The 16,823-nt window shown below is 66.2% G+C and carries 18 protein-coding genes; 13 read left to right on the top strand and 5 right to left on the bottom strand.

Annotated features, from left to right (window positions below; translation table 11 throughout):
• Positions 1–31 precede the first annotated feature (31 nt).
• The gene (gene smc, locus AC2A1N_RS14075; protein WP_484372635.1) at positions 32–3,535 is read right to left on the bottom strand and encodes a chromosome segregation protein SMC; all 3,504 of its coding nucleotides are present in this window, start codon (positions 3,533–3,535) and stop codon (positions 32–34) included.
• Between the two features lie 173 nt (positions 3,536–3,708).
• Here smc and AC2A1N_RS14070 point away from each other — a divergent pair, with 173 nt between their 5' ends.
• Together AC2A1N_RS14070 and AC2A1N_RS14065 are read left to right on the top strand one after the other, a co-directional pair.
• On the top strand, positions 3,709–4,434 hold the full coding sequence (locus AC2A1N_RS14070; protein ID WP_156476683.1) for a DUF1963 domain-containing protein: 726 nt from the start codon (positions 3,709–3,711) through the stop codon (positions 4,432–4,434).
• A gap of 9 nt (positions 4,435–4,443) precedes the next feature.
• Entirely contained in the window at positions 4,444–4,878 is a 435-nt protein-coding gene (locus AC2A1N_RS14065; protein ID WP_061480075.1) for a hypothetical protein, read from the top strand.
• A gap of 130 nt (positions 4,879–5,008) precedes the next feature.
• On the opposite strand, the gene rplI is transcribed toward AC2A1N_RS14065, so the two are convergent.
• The 4 genes from rplI to AC2A1N_RS14045 form a co-directional block, all read right to left on the bottom strand.
• Positions 5,009–5,458 (bottom strand): 50S ribosomal protein L9, encoded by a 450-nt coding sequence (gene rplI / locus AC2A1N_RS14060; protein WP_021202733.1) that lies wholly within the window; start codon positions 5,456–5,458, stop codon positions 5,009–5,011.
• 104 nt (positions 5,459–5,562) lie between these two features.
• Positions 5,563–5,793: a 30S ribosomal protein S18 gene (gene rpsR / locus AC2A1N_RS14055; protein ID WP_002804494.1), complete on the bottom strand. Its 231-nt coding sequence runs from the start codon at positions 5,791–5,793 to the stop codon at positions 5,563–5,565.
• 11 nt (positions 5,794–5,804) lie between these two features.
• Entirely contained in the window at positions 5,805–6,242 is a 438-nt protein-coding gene (gene rpsF / locus AC2A1N_RS14050) for a 30S ribosomal protein S6 (protein ID WP_005417400.1), read from the bottom strand.
• 216 nt (positions 6,243–6,458) lie between these two features.
• Entirely contained in the window at positions 6,459–6,797 is a 339-nt protein-coding gene (locus AC2A1N_RS14045; RefSeq protein WP_061480076.1) for a HesB/IscA family protein, read from the bottom strand.
• Between the two features lie 128 nt (positions 6,798–6,925).
• Between AC2A1N_RS14045 and asnS the strand changes: the two genes are divergently transcribed.
• The 11 genes from asnS (at position 6,926) to AC2A1N_RS13990 (ending at position 16,817) form a co-directional block, all read left to right on the top strand.
• Positions 6,926–8,320, top strand: a complete 1,395-nt coding sequence (gene asnS, locus AC2A1N_RS14040) for an asparagine--tRNA ligase (protein ID WP_061480077.1) — start codon at positions 6,926–6,928, stop codon at positions 8,318–8,320.
• A 30-nt stretch (positions 8,321–8,350) separates the two neighbouring features.
• A complete protein-coding gene (locus AC2A1N_RS14035; RefSeq protein WP_005417403.1) occupies positions 8,351–8,650 on the top strand; it encodes a hypothetical protein in 300 nt (99 codons plus the stop codon).
• A 5-nt stretch (positions 8,651–8,655) separates the two neighbouring features.
• Positions 8,656–8,970, top strand: a complete 315-nt coding sequence (locus AC2A1N_RS14030) for a hypothetical protein (RefSeq protein ID WP_005417404.1) — start codon at positions 8,656–8,658, stop codon at positions 8,968–8,970.
• Positions 8,971–8,977: 7 nt separating this feature from the next.
• On the top strand, positions 8,978–9,616 hold the full coding sequence (locus AC2A1N_RS14025; protein ID WP_134968192.1) for an FMN-binding negative transcriptional regulator: 639 nt from the start codon (positions 8,978–8,980) through the stop codon (positions 9,614–9,616).
• A 71-nt stretch (positions 9,617–9,687) separates the two neighbouring features.
• Positions 9,688–10,350, top strand: a complete 663-nt coding sequence (can, locus tag AC2A1N_RS14020) for a carbonate dehydratase (protein ID WP_005417406.1) — start codon at positions 9,688–9,690, stop codon at positions 10,348–10,350.
• Positions 10,351–10,369: 19 nt separating this feature from the next.
• Positions 10,370–10,891: a 3-hydroxyanthranilate 3,4-dioxygenase gene (locus AC2A1N_RS14015; protein ID WP_134968191.1), complete on the top strand. Its 522-nt coding sequence runs from the start codon at positions 10,370–10,372 to the stop codon at positions 10,889–10,891.
• Between the two features lie 138 nt (positions 10,892–11,029).
• On the top strand, positions 11,030–12,304 hold the full coding sequence (gene kynU / locus AC2A1N_RS14010; protein WP_242891145.1) for a kynureninase: 1,275 nt from the start codon (positions 11,030–11,032) through the stop codon (positions 12,302–12,304).
• Positions 12,305–12,335: 31 nt separating this feature from the next.
• Positions 12,336–13,703 (top strand): FAD-dependent oxidoreductase, encoded by a 1,368-nt coding sequence (locus AC2A1N_RS14005; RefSeq protein WP_242891143.1) that lies wholly within the window; start codon positions 12,336–12,338, stop codon positions 13,701–13,703.
• Entirely contained in the window at positions 13,703–15,142 is a 1,440-nt protein-coding gene (gene sbcB, locus AC2A1N_RS14000) for an exodeoxyribonuclease I (protein WP_242891141.1), read from the top strand. The genes AC2A1N_RS14005 and sbcB overlap by 1 nt, the downstream gene beginning before the upstream one ends.
• Positions 15,139–15,825, top strand: a complete 687-nt coding sequence (locus AC2A1N_RS13995) for a DUF2461 domain-containing protein (RefSeq protein WP_053500718.1) — start codon at positions 15,139–15,141, stop codon at positions 15,823–15,825. The genes sbcB and AC2A1N_RS13995 overlap by 4 nt, the downstream gene beginning before the upstream one ends.
• The gene (locus AC2A1N_RS13990) at positions 15,825–16,817 is read left to right on the top strand and encodes an aldo/keto reductase (protein ID WP_061480082.1); all 993 of its coding nucleotides are present in this window, start codon (positions 15,825–15,827) and stop codon (positions 16,815–16,817) included. Before AC2A1N_RS13995 ends, AC2A1N_RS13990 begins: the two co-directional genes overlap by 1 nt.
• The last annotated feature ends 6 nt before the right edge of the window (positions 16,818–16,823 follow it).

Below are 16,823 nucleotides of genomic sequence, written 5' to 3'. Positions count from 1 at the left end.
GCTAATTCATTCAGGTAACTAGGATGGCACGTCAGGCCGCGCCCGCCAATCGCGCCGCTTCTTCCAGGTCCACGCTGACCAGGCGGCTGACGCCCGGCTCACGCATGGTCACGCCCGACAGCTGGTGCGCGGCCTCCATCGTCGCCTTGTTGTGGCTGACGAACAGGAACTGCACCTTCTCGCTCATTTCCTTGACCATGTTGGCCAGGCGGCCGACGTTGGCTTCGTCCAGCGGGGCGTCCACCTCGTCCAGCAGGCAGAACGGGGCGGGATTCAACTGGAAGATGGCGAACACCAGCGCCACTGCGGTCATCGCCTTCTCGCCGCCGGACAGCAGCGAGATGCTGGACACGCGCTTGCCCGGCGGGCGCGCCATGATGGTCACACCCGTGTCGAGCAGGTCTTCTCCGGTCAGTTCCAGGTAGGCGTGGCCACCACCGAACAGGCGCGGATACAGCGCCTGGACGCCGGCGTTGACGCGGTCGAAGGTGTCCTTGAAGCGCCCGCGGGTCTCGCGATCGATCTTGCGGATGGCATCCTCAAGTGTTTCCAGCGCCGTGGTCAGGTCGGCGTGCTGCGAATCCAGGTAGTCCGAACGCTGCGAAGCCTCGCCGTACTCGTGGATGGCGGCCAGGTTGACCGGCTCCAGCCGGCGCATGCGTGCGTCGATCTGGTGCACGGCCTGCTCCCAGTCGCCCAGGCGGGCGTCCTCGGGTAGTGCATTGAGCACGTCCTGCAGCACGAAGCCGGCCTTTTCCACCGCCGCCTGCAGGGTGTCGGCGCTGAGCACCAAGGCCTGCTGGTCGAGCTTTCGCTGCGAAATGCGCTCGCGCTGGGCCAACGCCTGTTCGTCGCGCTGGTGGCGGGTCTGCTCGTAGTTGCGCAGCTCGGCGTCGATGCCGTCAAGCAGCGTGCGTGCCTCGGTCAGCACGCGATCGGCGCGCACGCGCTCTTCCAGCGCGTTCTGGTGTTCGGCCTGCAGCGATTCGACCGGCGAATCCCCTTCGTCCAGCTGCGAATGCAGCTCGCCCAGCCGCGCGTCCAGCTGCCCGCGCTGGGTGCCCATGCGCTCCAGCGCCTGGCTCAACGAGGCCAGCTGCGCACGCTGCGATTCCAGGGTCAGGGCCAGCGAATGCGCGCGCTCGCGTACCGCGCGGGCGGCATCGCGGGCCAGGTCGCGGGCCTCGGTCAACTGCCGACGTTCGCCCTCCAGCCGCTGCCGGGTCGATTCCAGGTCGCCCATGCTGCTGACCGCACTCTCCAGCCGCGAGCGCGCTTCACGCGCCTGCTCGTTGTTGGCTTCCAGCGTTTCCTGCAACTGCTTCAGCTCGCCCTCGATGCGGTCGATGCGGGTGCGTGCCGCTTCCACCTTGCCCTGCTGGCCCTGCAGCTGGCCGGCCAGCTCGGACACCGCGCGGTGGGCCTGGTAGAGCGCGCGCTGCGCATCCTCGCGCTGCTGCTCGGCCGCCTGCAGCTGCTCACGGAAACCGCTCAGCTGCTCTTCCAGCTCGGCCTCGCGGTCCTGCAGCTGCTCGATCTGCTCACGCAGTTCGTTGATTTCACGCTCGCGCAGCAGCGCGCCCTGCTCGGCGGCACCGGAGCGCGACACGCGCAGCCAGCCCTGGCCCAGCCGCTCGCCGCCCTGGGTGATGATCGAATCGCCTTCCGGCAGGCTGGCCTGCAGGGCCTTCGCCTCGGACAGGTCCTTTGCACCATGCAGGTGCGCCAGCAGCCGACGGATCGCTGCCGGGCCGCGCACGCGTGCCGCCAGCGAGGTCGGCGCCACCTTCAGTTCAGCAGCATCGTCGGCGACCAGCGCAATGTGGCCTTCGCCAAGTTCGCCCAGCGCGCCGACCAGGCTGGCCGGGTCATCGACCAGCACGCCTTCGATCAGCTGGCCGAGCGCACTTTCCACCGCGTTTTCCCAGCCGGCATCCACGTCCAGGCGTTCGCCGACGCGCGCCGCCGAATCCAGCCCGCGCGCCTTCAGCCAAGCCACGGCTGCACCCTGCTCCTGGCCCAGCGCGGCCTGCTGCAGGGTTTCCAACGAGGCCAGGCGACCGCGCAGGCCGTTGGCCTGCTTGCGCAGTTCAGCCAGTTCGTTCTGGCCATTGCGCTGCTGTTCCTGCACCGCCGCCACGCCCTGCTTGCGCAGCTCGACGTCTTCACTCAATTCATCCAGCGCGGCCTTCTGCGTGTCGTGCTGCAGGTGCAGCTGCTCGAAGGCTTCTTCAAGCGCGTCCACGTCCAGGCCTGCGCGTTCGGCGGCCAAGGCCTCGCGACGCCGGTCGGCGTCGAGGATCTGCTTGTCCAGGTAGTCCACGCGCGTGCGCTCGACATCGCCGGCGCGCGAGGCTTCCGAACTCTGCGAGGTGTGCTGTTCCCAGCGTTGCTGCCAGCTGGCCAGCCGCTCTTCAGCCTCGCGCAGGCTTTCCTGCTTGATCTCGTTTTCTTCCTGCAGTTCTTCCAGCTGCGGAGTGGCGGCCTCCACCGCCTCGCGCAGCACCCTCAGTCTGGCCTCGTCGCCGCTGATGTGCTGGCCCAGTTCGGCCAGGGCCTGCTGGGTTTCATCGCGCGCCTTGTGCAGGCGCTGCGACAGCTCGCGCTGGTGCTGGATCTGCTGCTCCAGGCGCGCCAGCGTGCTGCCGACCTGGTAGACCGCAGCCTGCGCGGTGTTCAGCGCGTCGGCGGCCTCTTCGCGCCGCGCGCGCGAGGTCTCGATGCGGGCCTCGGCGTCGCGCTGGTCGGCGATCAGCTGCTGCAGCTTGGTCTCTTCCTGCGACAGGCCTTCGCGCAGCTTCGACAGGCGCCCGTCGAGGCCGCGGAATTCCAGCGCCTTCCACTCGGCATCCTTGACCCGGCGCTCTTCCTGCAGGGCCTGGTACTGCTCGGCCTGCTTGGCCTGGCGCTTGAGGTGCTCCAGCTGCTTGCTGATCTCGTCGCGCAGGTCGCCCAGCCGGTCCAGGTTCTCGCGGGTGTGGCGGATGCGGGTCTCGGTCTCCTTGCGGCGCTCCTTGTACTTGGAGATGCCGGCCGCCTCTTCCAGGTAGACGCGCAGGTCTTCCGGGCGCGCCTCGATGATCTGGCTGATCATGCCCTGCTCGATGATCGAGTAGCTGCGCGGCCCCAGGCCGGTGCCGAGGAACAGGTCGGTGATGTCGCGGCGGCGGCACTTGGTGCCGTTGAGGTAGTAGTTGCTGGTACCGTCGCGGCTGACCGTGCGCTTGACCGAGATTTCGTTGAACGCGGCGTACTCGCCGGAGATCGTGTGGTCGGAGTTGTCGAAGATCAGCTCGACCGTGGCCTGCGAGACCGGCTTGCGGGCGTTGGAACCGGAAAAGATCACGTCGGTCAGCGAGTCGCCGCGCAGGCGGCTGGCCGAACTCTCGCCCATGACCCAGCGCACGGCGTCGATGATGTTCGACTTGCCGCAGCCATTGGGGCCCACCACGCCGGTCATGTTGGTCGGCAGGTGCAGGGTGGTCGGATCGACGAACGACTTGAAGCCGGACAGCTTGATCGTGGAAAGACGCATGGCGTGATTGGGTTCCAACAGGCGCCCAGAGGGCGTCCGTATTGTGGATGTCAGGTCAGCCAGCACCTCAAGCCATTGATTTCAAAAGAATTCAATGAAGCCAAGGGTGACACAATGGAATGAGTATAACGGCGCGAATGTTCCACGGGCGGGATGACCGGCTCGGAGCGCGCTTGAAATGGGTCCAGATGTCGCTTTGCGCCTGGGGCGACGGATTTCCAAGCCACCGATCAAATCGCAAGTCATTGATATTTATTGATTATTGGACCGATTCACAGCCCTGCACATCAGAAGCCGTGCAGGATGGGGGGATGCATCGACCGCTTTTATTTACCCCCGCCGACGACGCGATGACCGCTCCCGTGCTCGGCGGGACCGCTTGGCTGGATGCCCGTACCCATTGGCCAACCAGCATCCATGGACACGCACTGCTTCACCTGGCCAGTTTTCCAGCCGCATTCATTCGAAGCCACGTCGCCGGACTGTACATCGCGCCTGGGCTGAGCATTTCGGTCTTCACGCCTTACGTAACCTCGGGCGGGGATAGATTCGAAGAAGCCATGAGCCATGGTGGCCGCGTAATTGCTCACTGGCCCTGGCATGAACCGACAGTCTCCCCCTGTGTGCCAATTGGACCACGCCGCATTTGCGCCGGGACGGCAATGGATGAGCGCGAAGCACTTCAGGGAACTTCGCAAATTGGAGGACGGCCTTGCTGGCTGCAGGATGACGAATCAGAGGGCCAAGCATTCATCCTTCAGTTCGATGAATTCGATCTTGATAGGGCAGCACCGACGCATCGAGGAATCCTGGTCGGCGGAATGGGTTATCTGTTGCTTGATCGCAACATTCCTTCACCTTCGATGGACTGCGGTCGATTCGTCATCCAGACCACTTGAGAGCTGCCCATGCAGATACAGATCAGCAGCGAGTATGGCGATCCGCCGTCAGGCGCCCTTTTTGCCCCGCTCCAGAGACAACTGAACATCTGCTTCGAGCGTCATGTGAAGGGGAACTATCTTCGATCCATCACCAAATTCGGAATCGTTCTTCGGGTCTCCGGGACGATCTGGACATTCGAACCGGATGGACCAGACCGCTTGATGCTGTTTCTCAAAAGGCAGCTGCTGACCATGGATATGGTCTACGCCTGCCAGCCTTGGAAAACCGTCGACAGGAACGTCCTCGTGTCCGTTGTATCTGCAGATATGGCGACCTGTATCGGCATGATGATCGAACGGGCGCATCGCGCAGGAGAACTTCTGCAACTCGATCAACTACGGACGGACGTTGCCAATGCGCTTGCAGATTTCGAACGCTACTTTCTGGGTGAGGCTGTCTAGCAAGCAGTGGTGCAGGACGGACGGCAAGTCAAGCATGGCTCGACTCCACATATCCGACGATCGCCCAAAACAAAACGGGCACCCTTGCGGGCGCCCGTTCTGCGGTGATGCCAGGCCTTGCGGCGTGGGATCAGGCTTCGGCAACGACGACAACCTTGACGGTGGTCTCGACGTCGGCGTGCAGGTGGATCAGCACGTCGTACTCGCCAATGTTGCGGAAGGCGCCTTCGCCCAGGATGACTTCGCTCTTTTCCAGCGGCAGGCCGGCGGCGGTGAAGGCCTCGGCGATGTCGCGCGGGCCAACCGAGCCGTACAGCTTGCCTTCGGTCGAAGCGTTGGCGGCGATGGTCACGCTCGCGCCTTCCAGCTTGGCCTTGCGGCCTTCAGCGTCGGCGTGGATGGCCTGGGCCTTGGCTTCGTATTCGGCACGCTTGGCTTCGAACTCGGCCTTGTTGCTCTCGGTGGCCGGAACGGCCTTGCCCTGCGGCACGAGGAAGTTGCGGCCGTAGCCCGGCTTCACATCAACCAGGTCGCCCAGGTTGCCGAGGTTGGTGACTTTCTGCAGGAGGATCAGCTGCATGGTATTGCTCCAGATAAGTTATTCGTTAGCGAGGCGATGCCCCGCAACAAAGGCTGTCCGAATAGCTGGCACAGCGGGGGCGGCGTCGGGCCGCCCCGCCTGCATCAGACGTCGTGGTTGTCGGTGTACGGGATCAGGGCCAGGAAGCGAGCGCGCTTGACGGCGGTCGCCAGCTGGCGCTGGTACTTCGACTTGGTACCGGTGACGCGGCTCGGCACGATCTTGCCGTTCTCGGTCAGGTACTGGCGCAGGGTGTTGAGATCCTTGTAGTCGATCTCCTTCACACCTTCAGCAGTGAACTTGCAGAACTTGCGGCGACGGAAGAACTTGGACATGGGAAGGCTCCTTAGGCGGCGGAAGCGGCGTCGTCGCCGGCTTCGTTGTCAGCGGTGGTGTTGGACTCGCCTTCTTCGTCGTCACGACGACGGCGCTCACCGCGCTCCGGCTTGTCACCCTTCTCGTCCTTGCTCTTCATGATCAGCGACTGCTCGGTGTCAGCCTCGTCACGCTTGATGACCAGGTTGCGCAGCACGGCGTCGTTGAAGCGGAAGCTCTCGGTCAGTTCGTTCAGAACGGCCTGGTCGGCTTCGATGTTCATCAGCACGTAGTGGGCCTTCACCAGGTTCTGGATCGGGTACGCCAGCTGGCGGCGGCCCCAGTCTTCCAGACGGTGGATGGTGCCGTTGCCGTTCTCGACCAGCGACTTGTAGCGCTCGATCATGGCCGGGACCTGCTCGCTCTGGTCCGGGTGGACCATGAACACGATTTCGTAATGACGACTCATGTTTTTTCTACCTTTCGGATGTGGCCTCGCGGCCGGACAGCCCCCCGCCGTTGAGACCGCGGTGGGGCAAGGATTCCCGCCAGGAAGGCAGGAAGCCGCGCATTATGGCGCAGATGAGGCGGCCGGGCAACCGATGGGCCACCTGGCACCCTGAACCGGGGGCGAGCGCCCAACCCGGGTTGGGCCCTACCAGAACGATCAGGTCCCGCCGGGCCGTCAGGCCTTGTCGGCGTCGGTGGTGAAGCTCTCGCCGCAGCCACACTCGGCGGTGGCGTTCGGGTTGCTGAACGTGAAGGTCTCGCTCAGGCCGTGCTTGCCGAAGTCGATCACGGTGCCGTCCACCAGCGCCAGGCTCTTGGCGTCGACATAGATCTTCACGCCGTCCTGCTCGAACACGGTATCGCCCTCGCGCTCATCGCGGGCCAGTTCGGTGATGTGGCCCCAGCCGGAGCAGCCGGTCCTGGTCACGCCGAAACGCAGGCCCAGCGCACCGGGGGTCTGGGCGACAAAGCGCTGCACGCGTTCGAAGGCAATGGGGGTCAGGCTGACGGCCATGGGGCTACTCCAGAGATACGGGGACATTATAAGGAGCCGTTGCCGCGAAAAATGCCTCGCAAGCAGAACGCTGCAACCGGTAAACTCCCGTGTTCACAGATCGAGTCGATCAGCAGAGGATTCAAGTCATGACGGTGGTCAGCGTTGAACATGCGCTTGCCGGGAAGATCCCGGAAGGCGGCGAAGTCACGGTACGCGGATGGGTGCGCACGGTGCGCGGTTCAGCGAATCTGGCCTTCGTGAATGTGAGCGACGGCTCCTGCTTCGCCCCGATCCAGGTGGTGGCCAACGACAGCCTGGGCAACTTCGACGAGATCAAGCGCCTGACCAGCGGCTGCTCGGTCATCGCCACCGGCACCCTGGTGAAGTCGCAGGGCAAGGGCCAGTCGTTCGAGATCCAGGCCAGCGCCCTGGAAGTGGTCGGCTGGGTCGAAGACCCGCTCACCTACCCGATCCAGCCCAAGCCGATGTCGCCGGAGTTCCTGCGCGAAGTGGCGCACCTGCGCCCACGCACCAACCTGTTCGGCGCAGTCACCCGCATCCGCAACTGCCTGGCCCAGGCCGTGCACCGCTTCTTCCACGAGAACGGCTTCAACTGGATCAGCACCCCGATCATCACCACCTCCGACGCCGAAGGCGCCGGCCAGATGTTCCGCGTGTCCACCCTGGACATGGTGAACCTGCCGCGTGACGAGAAGGGCGCGATCGATTTCAGCCGCGACTTCTTCGGCAAGGAAACGTTCCTGACCGTGTCCGGCCAGCTGAACGTCGAGGCCTACTGCCTGGCGCTGAGCAAGGTCTACACCTTCGGCCCGACCTTCCGCGCCGAGAACAGCCACACCACCCGCCATCTGGCGGAGTTCTGGATGATCGAGCCGGAAATCGCCTTCGCCGACCTGGCCGAAGACGCACGCCTGGCCGAAGAGTTCCTGAAGTACCTGTTCCGCGCCGTGCTGAACGAGCGCAGCGACGACCTGGCCTTCGTCGCCGAGCGCGTGGACAAGAACGCGATCACCAAGCTGGAAGACTTCATCAACGCGCCGTTCGAGCGCATCGACTACACCGATGCGGTCAGCCTGCTGCAGAAGTCCGGCAGGAAGTTCGACTTCCCGGTGGAATGGGGCCTAGACCTGCAGACCGAGCACGAGCGCTGGCTGACCGAGGAGCATGTCGGTCGTCCGGTGGTGGTGACCAACTATCCGGAGCACATCAAGGCCTTCTACATGCGCCTGAACGACGACGGCAAGACCGTTGCCGCGATGGACGTGCTGGCCCCGGGCATCGGCGAGATCATCGGTGGCAGCCAGCGTGAGGAGCGCCTGGACGTGCTGGACGCGCGCATGGCCCAGTTCGGCCTGGATCGTGAGCACTACAGCTGGTACCGCGACTTCCGCCGCTATGGCTCGGTGCCGCACGCCGGCTTCGGCCTGGGCTTCGAACGCCTGGTGGTGTACGTCTGCGGGCTGTCCAACATCCGCGATGCGATCCCCTACCCGCGTGCCCCGGGCAGCGCGGACTTCTAAGCCCCATACGACCACGGAGGTACTGCCCCCATGACCCTGTTCTTCGCCCTGTGTTTCGTCGGCGTTGCAGTGGCCGGGTTCAGTGCCTTCGTGATCTTCTGGCCGCTGACCCTGGTGCACGTGCGCGACCGCCATCCGGCGCTTGCCGAGCGCTTCGGCAGCGGTGCCTTCCTCAAGCCCGATGCCCTGGCCTGGCTGCTGCGCCGCGACTATCGCCAGCAGCCGGACCGCTCGCTGTCCGGGCTGGCGACGCCGGCCTGGGTATCGCTGCTGACCCTGCTGGCCGGACTGGGCATGGCTGCCCTGCTCTGGCTGGCCTCGCTCTGGTAACCCCCATGAATGACATTTCTGCCTCGCGCGACAGCTGGTGGCTGGCCAGCCTCGGCAACACCCTGATCTGGGCGCGCCTGCGCGTTCGCCCGGCCGGCACCGCTGAGGTGCTCGACAGCGACGGCAACACGCTGAGCTATGACAGCGAAGACACCGCCCGTTCGCAGCTGTTCGACGCCGAATTCGTCGAGTATGACGGCCTGGACGAGGAAGACGCGCTGGTGCGCGGCTTCAGCCTGCACGAAGTGCAGCCGCCGCAGGCCGACAACGACGAGGGCCTGCGCGGCCGCATGATCCAGTCGCTGGGCGCGCGCGCCTGATCCAGGCATGTTCACTCCACGCGCCTTCGCCGAGACCGACCTGCTCTGGCTGGACCGCCTGCTGGCGCGCGATCCGTTCGTCACCGTGCTCACCCCCGGCAGCGATGGCCTGCCGGAGCTGACCCGGATGCCGGTGCTGTACCGGCGCGAGGGCGAGCGCATCGAGCTGCGCGGGCACTGGGCCCGCGCCAACCCGCAGTCGCGCCACAGCGGTGCGGCCAAGGTGCTGGTCGACGGACCACACGGCTACGTCTCGGCCAGCTGGTATCCGGACAAGGAGCCTGCCGCACGGGTGCCGACCTGGAACTACGCCGCCGCCGAGCTGCGTGGCCAGCTGCACACCTTCGACGATGCCGGTGCGCTGGCCGAACTGGTCGGCGCGATCAGCGATCACTTCGAAGCCAGTGTCGGCCAGGCCTGGCAGTTCGATGCCACGCGCGCCGAACATGGCCCGGAACTGCGTGCCATCGTCGGCTTCCGTTTCCAGGTCGAACACGTGCAGCTGAAGCTGAAGCTGAGCCAGAACCATCCCGACGCCAACCAGCGCGCCGTGATCGCCGAACTGGAACAGCTGGGCACGCCTTCCTCCACCGAGTTGGCGCAGTGGATGCGCTGGCACCGCGAACAGGCCGCGCGCAGCGGCTGAACACCCCAGATTCCCGCGACGTCGCAGCCGGATGGCTGCGGTGCGCCCCCACCCGACGCCAGGGACCGAACATGAAAGACATCCACAAGCTGCTGCAGAACAACCGTGACTGGGCCGACCGCATCGAGAAGGAGGACCCCGACTTCTTCCACCAGCTGGCCAAGCAGCAGCACCCGGAGTACCTGTGGATCGGCTGCTCCGATTCGCGCGTGCCGGCCAACCAGATCATCGGCATGGCGCCGGGCGAAGTGTTCGTGCATCGCAACGTCGCCAACGTGGTCGCCCACACCGACCTCAACTGCCTGAGCGTGGTGCAGTACGCGGTGGACCAGCTGAAGGTCAAGCACATCCTGATCGTCGGCCACTACGGCTGCGGCGGCGTGCATGCCTGCCTGCACAACACCCGCGTCGGCCTGGCCGACAACTGGCTGCGCCATGTCGGTGACGTGGTGCAGAAGCACCAGGGCATCCTCGACGCCATCGAAGACGACGAACTCAAGCACGCCCGGCTGTGCGAGCTGAACGTGATCGAGCAGGTCGCCAACCTCTGCCGCTCGACCATCGTGCTGGATGCCTGGGCCCGCGGCCAGAAGCTGATGGTGCACGGCTGGGTCTACAGCCTGAAAGACGGCCGCGTGCGTGAAATGGGCATCGACGTCGGTTCGCTGGAAGAGCTGCAGCCGGCGTATGAAAAGGCGCTGTCCTTCGTGCCGCGCAAGGGCCGTCGCGACTGATCCCCTACGGATGACCACCATGCTCGCTTCGCCGATCAACCTGCACGCCTGGATCGAAGAGAACCGCCACCTGCTGAAGCCGCCGGTGGGCAACAAGATGATCGACAACGGCGATTTCATCGTGATGGTGGTCGGCGGGCCGAACTCGCGTACCGACTACCACTACGACGAAGGCCCCGAGTGGTTCTACCAGCTCGAAGGCGAGATGGTGCTGAAGGTGCAGGAGGACGGCGCGGTACGCGACATTCCGATCCGCGCCGGCGAGATCTTCCTGTTGCCGGCGAAGGTGCCGCACTCGCCGCGGCGCCCGCCCGGGGGCATCGGCCTGGTGGTCGAGCGCAAGCGGCTGCCGCATGAGATGGACGGCGTAATCTGGCACTGCGAGCGCTGCAACCACAAGCTGCACGAAGAGTATTTCCCGCTGCAGAACATCGAGACCGACCTGCCCAAGGTGTTTGCGCACTACCACGCCAGCCTGGAACTGCGTACCTGCAGCCAGTGCGGGCACGTGGATCCGCTGCCGGTGCCGGCGGCGGGCTGAGCACCTGCCCCTGTAGAGCCGAGCCCATGCTCGGCTTCGTGGCCCGGCAGCCGAGCATGGGCTCGGCGCTACAGGTTCGGCGGCAGGCACGCCGCCAGGCGCTACACTGGCGGTCCCGTTGCAGCCTGTTGCCCGACCATGTCCGACCTGCTCAGCCGCACCCACGCCATCGCCCTGGACGCCGCCGATCCGCTGCGCCCGCTGCGTGGCGAATTCCTGATTCCGCGCCATGGTGGCGGCGAGCAGACCTACTTCGTCGGCAACTCGCTGGGCCTGCAGCCGCGCGGTGCGCAGGCAGCGGTGCAGGAAGTGATGAAACAATGGGGCGAACTGGCGGTGGAAGGCCACTTCACCGGCCCGACGCAGTGGCTGTCGTACCACCGCCTGGTGAGCGCGCAGCTGGCCCGTGTGGTCGGCGCACTGCCCAGCGAGGTGGTAGCGATGAACACGCTGAGCGTGAACCTGCACCTGATGATGGTCAGCTTCTACCGGCCGACCACGCAGCGCCCGGTGATCCTGATGGAAGCCGGCGCATTCCCGACCGACCGCCACGCGGTGGAAGCTCAGATCCGCTTCCATGGTTTCGACCCGGCCGCGTGCCTGGTGGAAGTGCAGCCGGACGAAGCCAACGGCACGATTTCGCTGGCCGCGATCGAACGCGCCATCGCCGAGCACGGCCCGCGCTTGGCGCTGGTGCTGTGGCCCGGCGTGCAGTACCGCACCGGCCAGGCCTTCGACCTCGATGCGATCACCCGCGCCGCACGCCTGCAGGGCGCACGCATCGGCTTCGACCTGGCGCACTCGGTTGGCAACCTGCCGCTGCGCCTGCATGACGTGGCGCCCGATTTCGCCGTGTGGTGCCACTACAAATACCTCAACAGCGGCCCGGGCGCGGTGGCCGGCGCGTTCGTGCACGAGCGCCACCACCGCGACACCACCCTGCCGCGCTTTGCCGGCTGGTGGGGCCATGAGGAATCGACCCGCTTCCAGATGGCGCCCCAGTTCACCCCCGCCATCGGTGCCGAAGGCTGGCAGCTCAGCAATCCACCGATCCTTGGCCTGGCACCACTGCGTGCCTCGCTGGACCTGTTCGAGCGTGCCGGCATGGAGGCGCTGCGCAGCAAATCGCTGGCGCTGACCGGCCTGCTCGAAGCACTGGTCCGCGCACGCCTGCCGCAGGTGCTGGACATCATTACCCCGGCCGATCCGCAGCGCCGCGGCTGCCAGTTGTCGCTGCGCGTGATCGGTGGCCGCGAGCGTGGCCGTGCACTGTTCGAGCACCTGCGCGGCATCGGCGTGCTCGGCGACTGGCGCGAGCCTGACGTGATCCGCATCTCGCCCACCCCGCTCTACAACCGCTACCTGGACGTGCACCATTTCGTCGAGGAAGTGGAAGCCTGGGCCGGCCTGTAAGCCGCCCCCTCCCCTGCTGCTGGACAGTTCGTTGATCGCACACGCCTCCCGCTCGTTGAGCATTATCGGTGCCGGCCTTGCCGGGTCCCTGCTGGCCATCCTGCTGTCACGGCAAGGCTGGCGCATCACCCTGTACGAACGCCGTGGCGATCCCCGCATTGCCGACTACGAGAGCGGTCGTTCGATCAACCTGGCGTTGGCCGAGCGCGGGCGCAATGCACTGCGCCAGGCCGGCGTGGAAGACGAGGTGATGGCGCGCGCGGTGATGATGCGCGGGCGCATGGTGCATCCACGCGACGGCGAACCGCAGCTGCAGCGCTATGGCCGCGACGACAGCGAGGTGATCTGGTCGATCCATCGCAGCGATCTGAACACCACGCTGCTGGAACTGGCCGAACAGGCCGGTGCCACCGTGCATTTCCATCGCCGCCTGCATACCGTGGATTTCGATGCGGGCTACGCGCGTTTCATCGATGACCGTGACGACAGCCCGCACGACATCCGCTTTGACACCCTGATCGGCGCCGACGGCGCGGGCTCGGCACTGCGCGCGGCGATGAACCGTCGTGCGCCGCTGGGCGAGGACATCGCCTTCCTTGACCATTCGTACAAGGAACTGGAGATCCCGCCGGCTGCCGATGGCGGCTTCCGCATCGAGCGCAATGCGCTGCACATCTGGCCGCGCGGCCACTACATGTGCATCGCGTTGCCCAATCACGAAGGCACTTTCACGGTCACCCTGTTCCTGCCCAACCAGGGCGATCCCAGCTTCGCCACGGTCAATACCGGTGCGCAGGCCGAGGCCCTGTTCGCACGCGAGTTCGCCGACGCGCTGCCGTTGATCCCGAACCTGCGCGTGGACTGGGAACAGCACCCGCCGGGCCTGCTCGGTACGCTCACCCTCGACCGCTGGCATCAGCAGGGCCGCGCCGTGCTGATCGGTGACGCTGCGCATGCGATGGTGCCGTTCCACGGCCAGGGCATGAACTGCGCGTTCGAGGATTGCGTGGCTCTGGCCCGCCATCTGATGGAAGCGGATGATCTGGAAGGTGCGTTCGCCGCGTTCGAGGCCGAACGCAAACCGAATGCACGTGCCATCCAGCAGATGGCGCTTGAGAACTACCTGGAGATGCGCGACCGCGTGGCCGACCCTGCATTCCTGCTGCAACGCGAGCTGGAGCAGGAACTGCAGCGGCGCTGGCCGACCCGCTTCGTGCCGCATTACACGATGGTCACCTTCCTGCACACGCCCTACGCCGAGGCGCTGCGCCGCACCGAACTGCAGCGCGACCTGCTGGTTGCAGCCACCACCGGTCACGATTCACTGGACAACATCGACTGGGCCGCACTGGAAGCGCAGATCCACGCACAGTTGCCGGTCCTGGAGGGCGCGCACTGATGGCCGACAGCTTCCTGTTCTACGACCTGGAAACCTTCGGCCAGGACCCGCGGCGCACCCGCATCTCGCAGTTCGCCGCGATCCGCACCGATGCCGACCTCAACGAGATCGACACGCCGGTCAGCTTCTTCGTGCGCCCGGCCGATGACCTGCTGCCCTCGCCGATGGCCACCCTGGTCACCGGCATCACCCCGCAGCAGGCCCTGGCTGAGGGCATCAGCGAGGCCGAAGCCTTCGACCGCATCAACGAACTGATGTCGCGATCCGGCACCTGCGCGCTGGGCTACAACACGCTGCGCTTCGACGATGAGTTCGTCCGCTACGGGTTGTTCCGCAACTTCCACGATCCCTACGAGCGCGAGTGGCGCAACGGCAACTCGCGCTGGGACCTGCTGGACATGCTGCGGCTGATGCGCGCGATGCGCCCGGACGGCATCCGGTGGCCGCTGCGCGAGGACGGCGCCACCTCGTTCAAGCTCGAGCACCTGGCCGAGGCCAACAATGTGCGCGAAGGCGATGCGCACGAAGCGCTGTCAGACGTGCGCGCCACCATCGGCATGGCACGGCTGTTCAAGCAGTCGCAGCCGCGCCTGTGGGAGTACGCGCTGAAGCTGCGCGACAAGCGCTTCGTCGGCGGCCTGCTGGACGTGGCGGCGATGAAGCCGGTTCTGCACATTTCCATGCGCTACCCTGCCAGCCGCCTGTGCGCCGCACCGGTTCTGCCCTTGGCCGTGCACCCGACCATCAACAACCGGGTGATCGTGTTCGACCTGGACGGCGAGATCAACGACCTGCTCGACCTGCCGGCCGAGGTGATCGCACAGCGCCTGTACATGCGGGCCAGCGAGCTGCCCGAAGGCGTGGCACGCGTGCCGCTGAAGGAAGTACACCTGAACAAGGTGCCGGCACTGATCGCATGGAACCACCTGCGCGCCGATGACCATGCGCGCCTCGGCCTGGACGTGGCCGCGATCGAAGCCAAGGTGGAACGGCTGCGCGCGTTCGCTCCAGAGCTGGCCGAGAAGGCACGCCAGGTCTACAACCAGCCCCGCGTCGCGACCGTGGCCGATGTCGATGCCTCGCTGTATGACGGCTTCCTCGGCAATGGCGACAAGCCGCTGCTGGCGCTGGCACGCACCGCCGCGCCGGAGCAGCTGGCCGCGCTGGAAGGCCGCTTCCGCGACCCGCGCCTGCCGGAGCTGCTGTTCCGCTACCGAGCGCGCAATCATCCCGACAGCCTCGCGCCGGCTGAACGCCAGCGCTGGCAGGATTACCGGCGCCAGCGCCTGCTCGGCGACGGCGGCCTGGGCGAACTCAACCTGCCCCAGTACCAGCAACAGCTCGATGCGCTGGCCGCCGAGTCGCCCGACGACGCGCGGCGCCAGGCCCTGCTGCAATCGCTGCGCGACTGGGGCCAGCACCTGCAGGAGACCTTGTGAGTACCTATTTCTCGGACGCCAGCTTCAAGTTCCTGCGCAGCCTGGCGCGGCACAACGACAAGACCTGGTTCAACGACCACCGCCAGCAGTATGAAGACCACGTCCGGCAGCCGTTCCTGCGCCTGCTGGGCGACCTGCAGCCGGCATTGGCCGAGGTCAGCGAGCACTTCCGCGCCGATACCCGCGGCGTCGGCGGCTCCCTGTTCCGCATCCACCGTGACGCGCGCTTTTCCAACGACAAGTCACCGTACAAGACCTGGCAGGGTGCGCGCCTGTTCCACGAGCGGCGCCGCGAGGTGGCCGCGCCCTCGTTCTATGTGCACCTGCAGCCAGGCGAGAGCTTTGTCGGTGCCGGCCTGTGGCACCCGGAACCGGAAACCCAGCGCCGCGTGCGCCACTTCATCCTCGACAACCCGGGCAGCTGGAAGGCCGCCGCGCATGCGCCGGCCTTGCGCAAGCGCTTCGATTTCGAGGAGAGCGAGAAGCTGGTTCGGCCCCCGCGTGGCTTCCCGGCCGACTTCGAGTTCATCGACGACCTCAAGCACCGCAACTGGGTGATGTGGCGCTCGCTGGACGACGCCACCATGACCGGCCCACGCCTGCTGTCCACGCTGGGCAAGGACCTGGCCGCGCTCGGCCCGTTCGTCGACTACCTGTGCGCTGCGCTGGACCTGGAATTCTGATGTCGCAGAATCTTCCGCTGGCCCGCCAGCGGCGCGTGCTCGGCCGCACCGGCCTGGCCGTTTCACCGATCGGGTTGGGCTGCTCCGGCTTCTGGGGTCATCGCCGCTTCCCCGAGCATGAGGCAGCTGCCGTGGTCGAGCATGCGCTTGCCCACGGGGTGAACCTGCTCGATACCGGTCACAACTATTCCGGCTTCCATGCCGAGCCGCGCCTGGGCCGCATCCTGCGCCCGTTGCTGAAGCAGTACCCGCGCGATTCACTGGTGATCTCAAGCAAGGGTGGCACGCTGACCGGCCAGGCCGGCATCAGCGGCGCCGAGCAACGCAATTTCTCGCCCGCGGCCATCACCGCCAGCTGCGAGGCGTCGCTGCGCAACCTCGGCCTGGACCATCTTGATGTCTACCAGCTGCATGGCGCCAGCGAACACGACATCAGTGACGACCTGCTGGCGGCACTGCAGCGCCTGCGCGAACGTGGGTTGATCCGATACACCGGCATCAACACCCACTCGGCCTCGACCCTGCGCTGGATGATCGCCCATCCAGATGCCTTCGATGTGGTGCTGCTGGACTACAACGCCCTGCAGCAGGACCGCGAACCGCTTATCGATCAGCTGCAGGCAGTGGGCATCGGCGTGCTGGCCGGCACCGTGCTGGCGCAGGGCCACCTGCTGCCCGCACGCCCGCGCCTGCCACGGCTGGCCGATGGCTGGTACCTGGCGCGCGCCTGGCTGAAACCCAGCAGCCGCCAGCTGATGCGCAGTGCCCGCCAGATGCGCCGGGCAGTGGCCACGATCCACAGCCAGCGTCCGGCCCAGACCGCCTTCGCCTACGCATTGGGGCATCCCGGTGTGGCCAGCGGCATCCTCGGCACCACCCGCATCCGCAGCCTGGACGAGGTCTTGGCAACGCGCGTGGAGGCGCTGAGCCCGGCGGAACGGCAACAGCTGGTCGATGCCTTCGGTGATGGCCGTGGTTCGCCCAGTCAGTGAGTCTTC

This window comes from Stenotrophomonas maltophilia group sp. SKK55, from assembly GCF_057179845.1.
The sequence above is the reverse complement of the archived record's forward strand: the minus strand, read 5'-3'. Positions and strand labels throughout refer to the sequence as shown.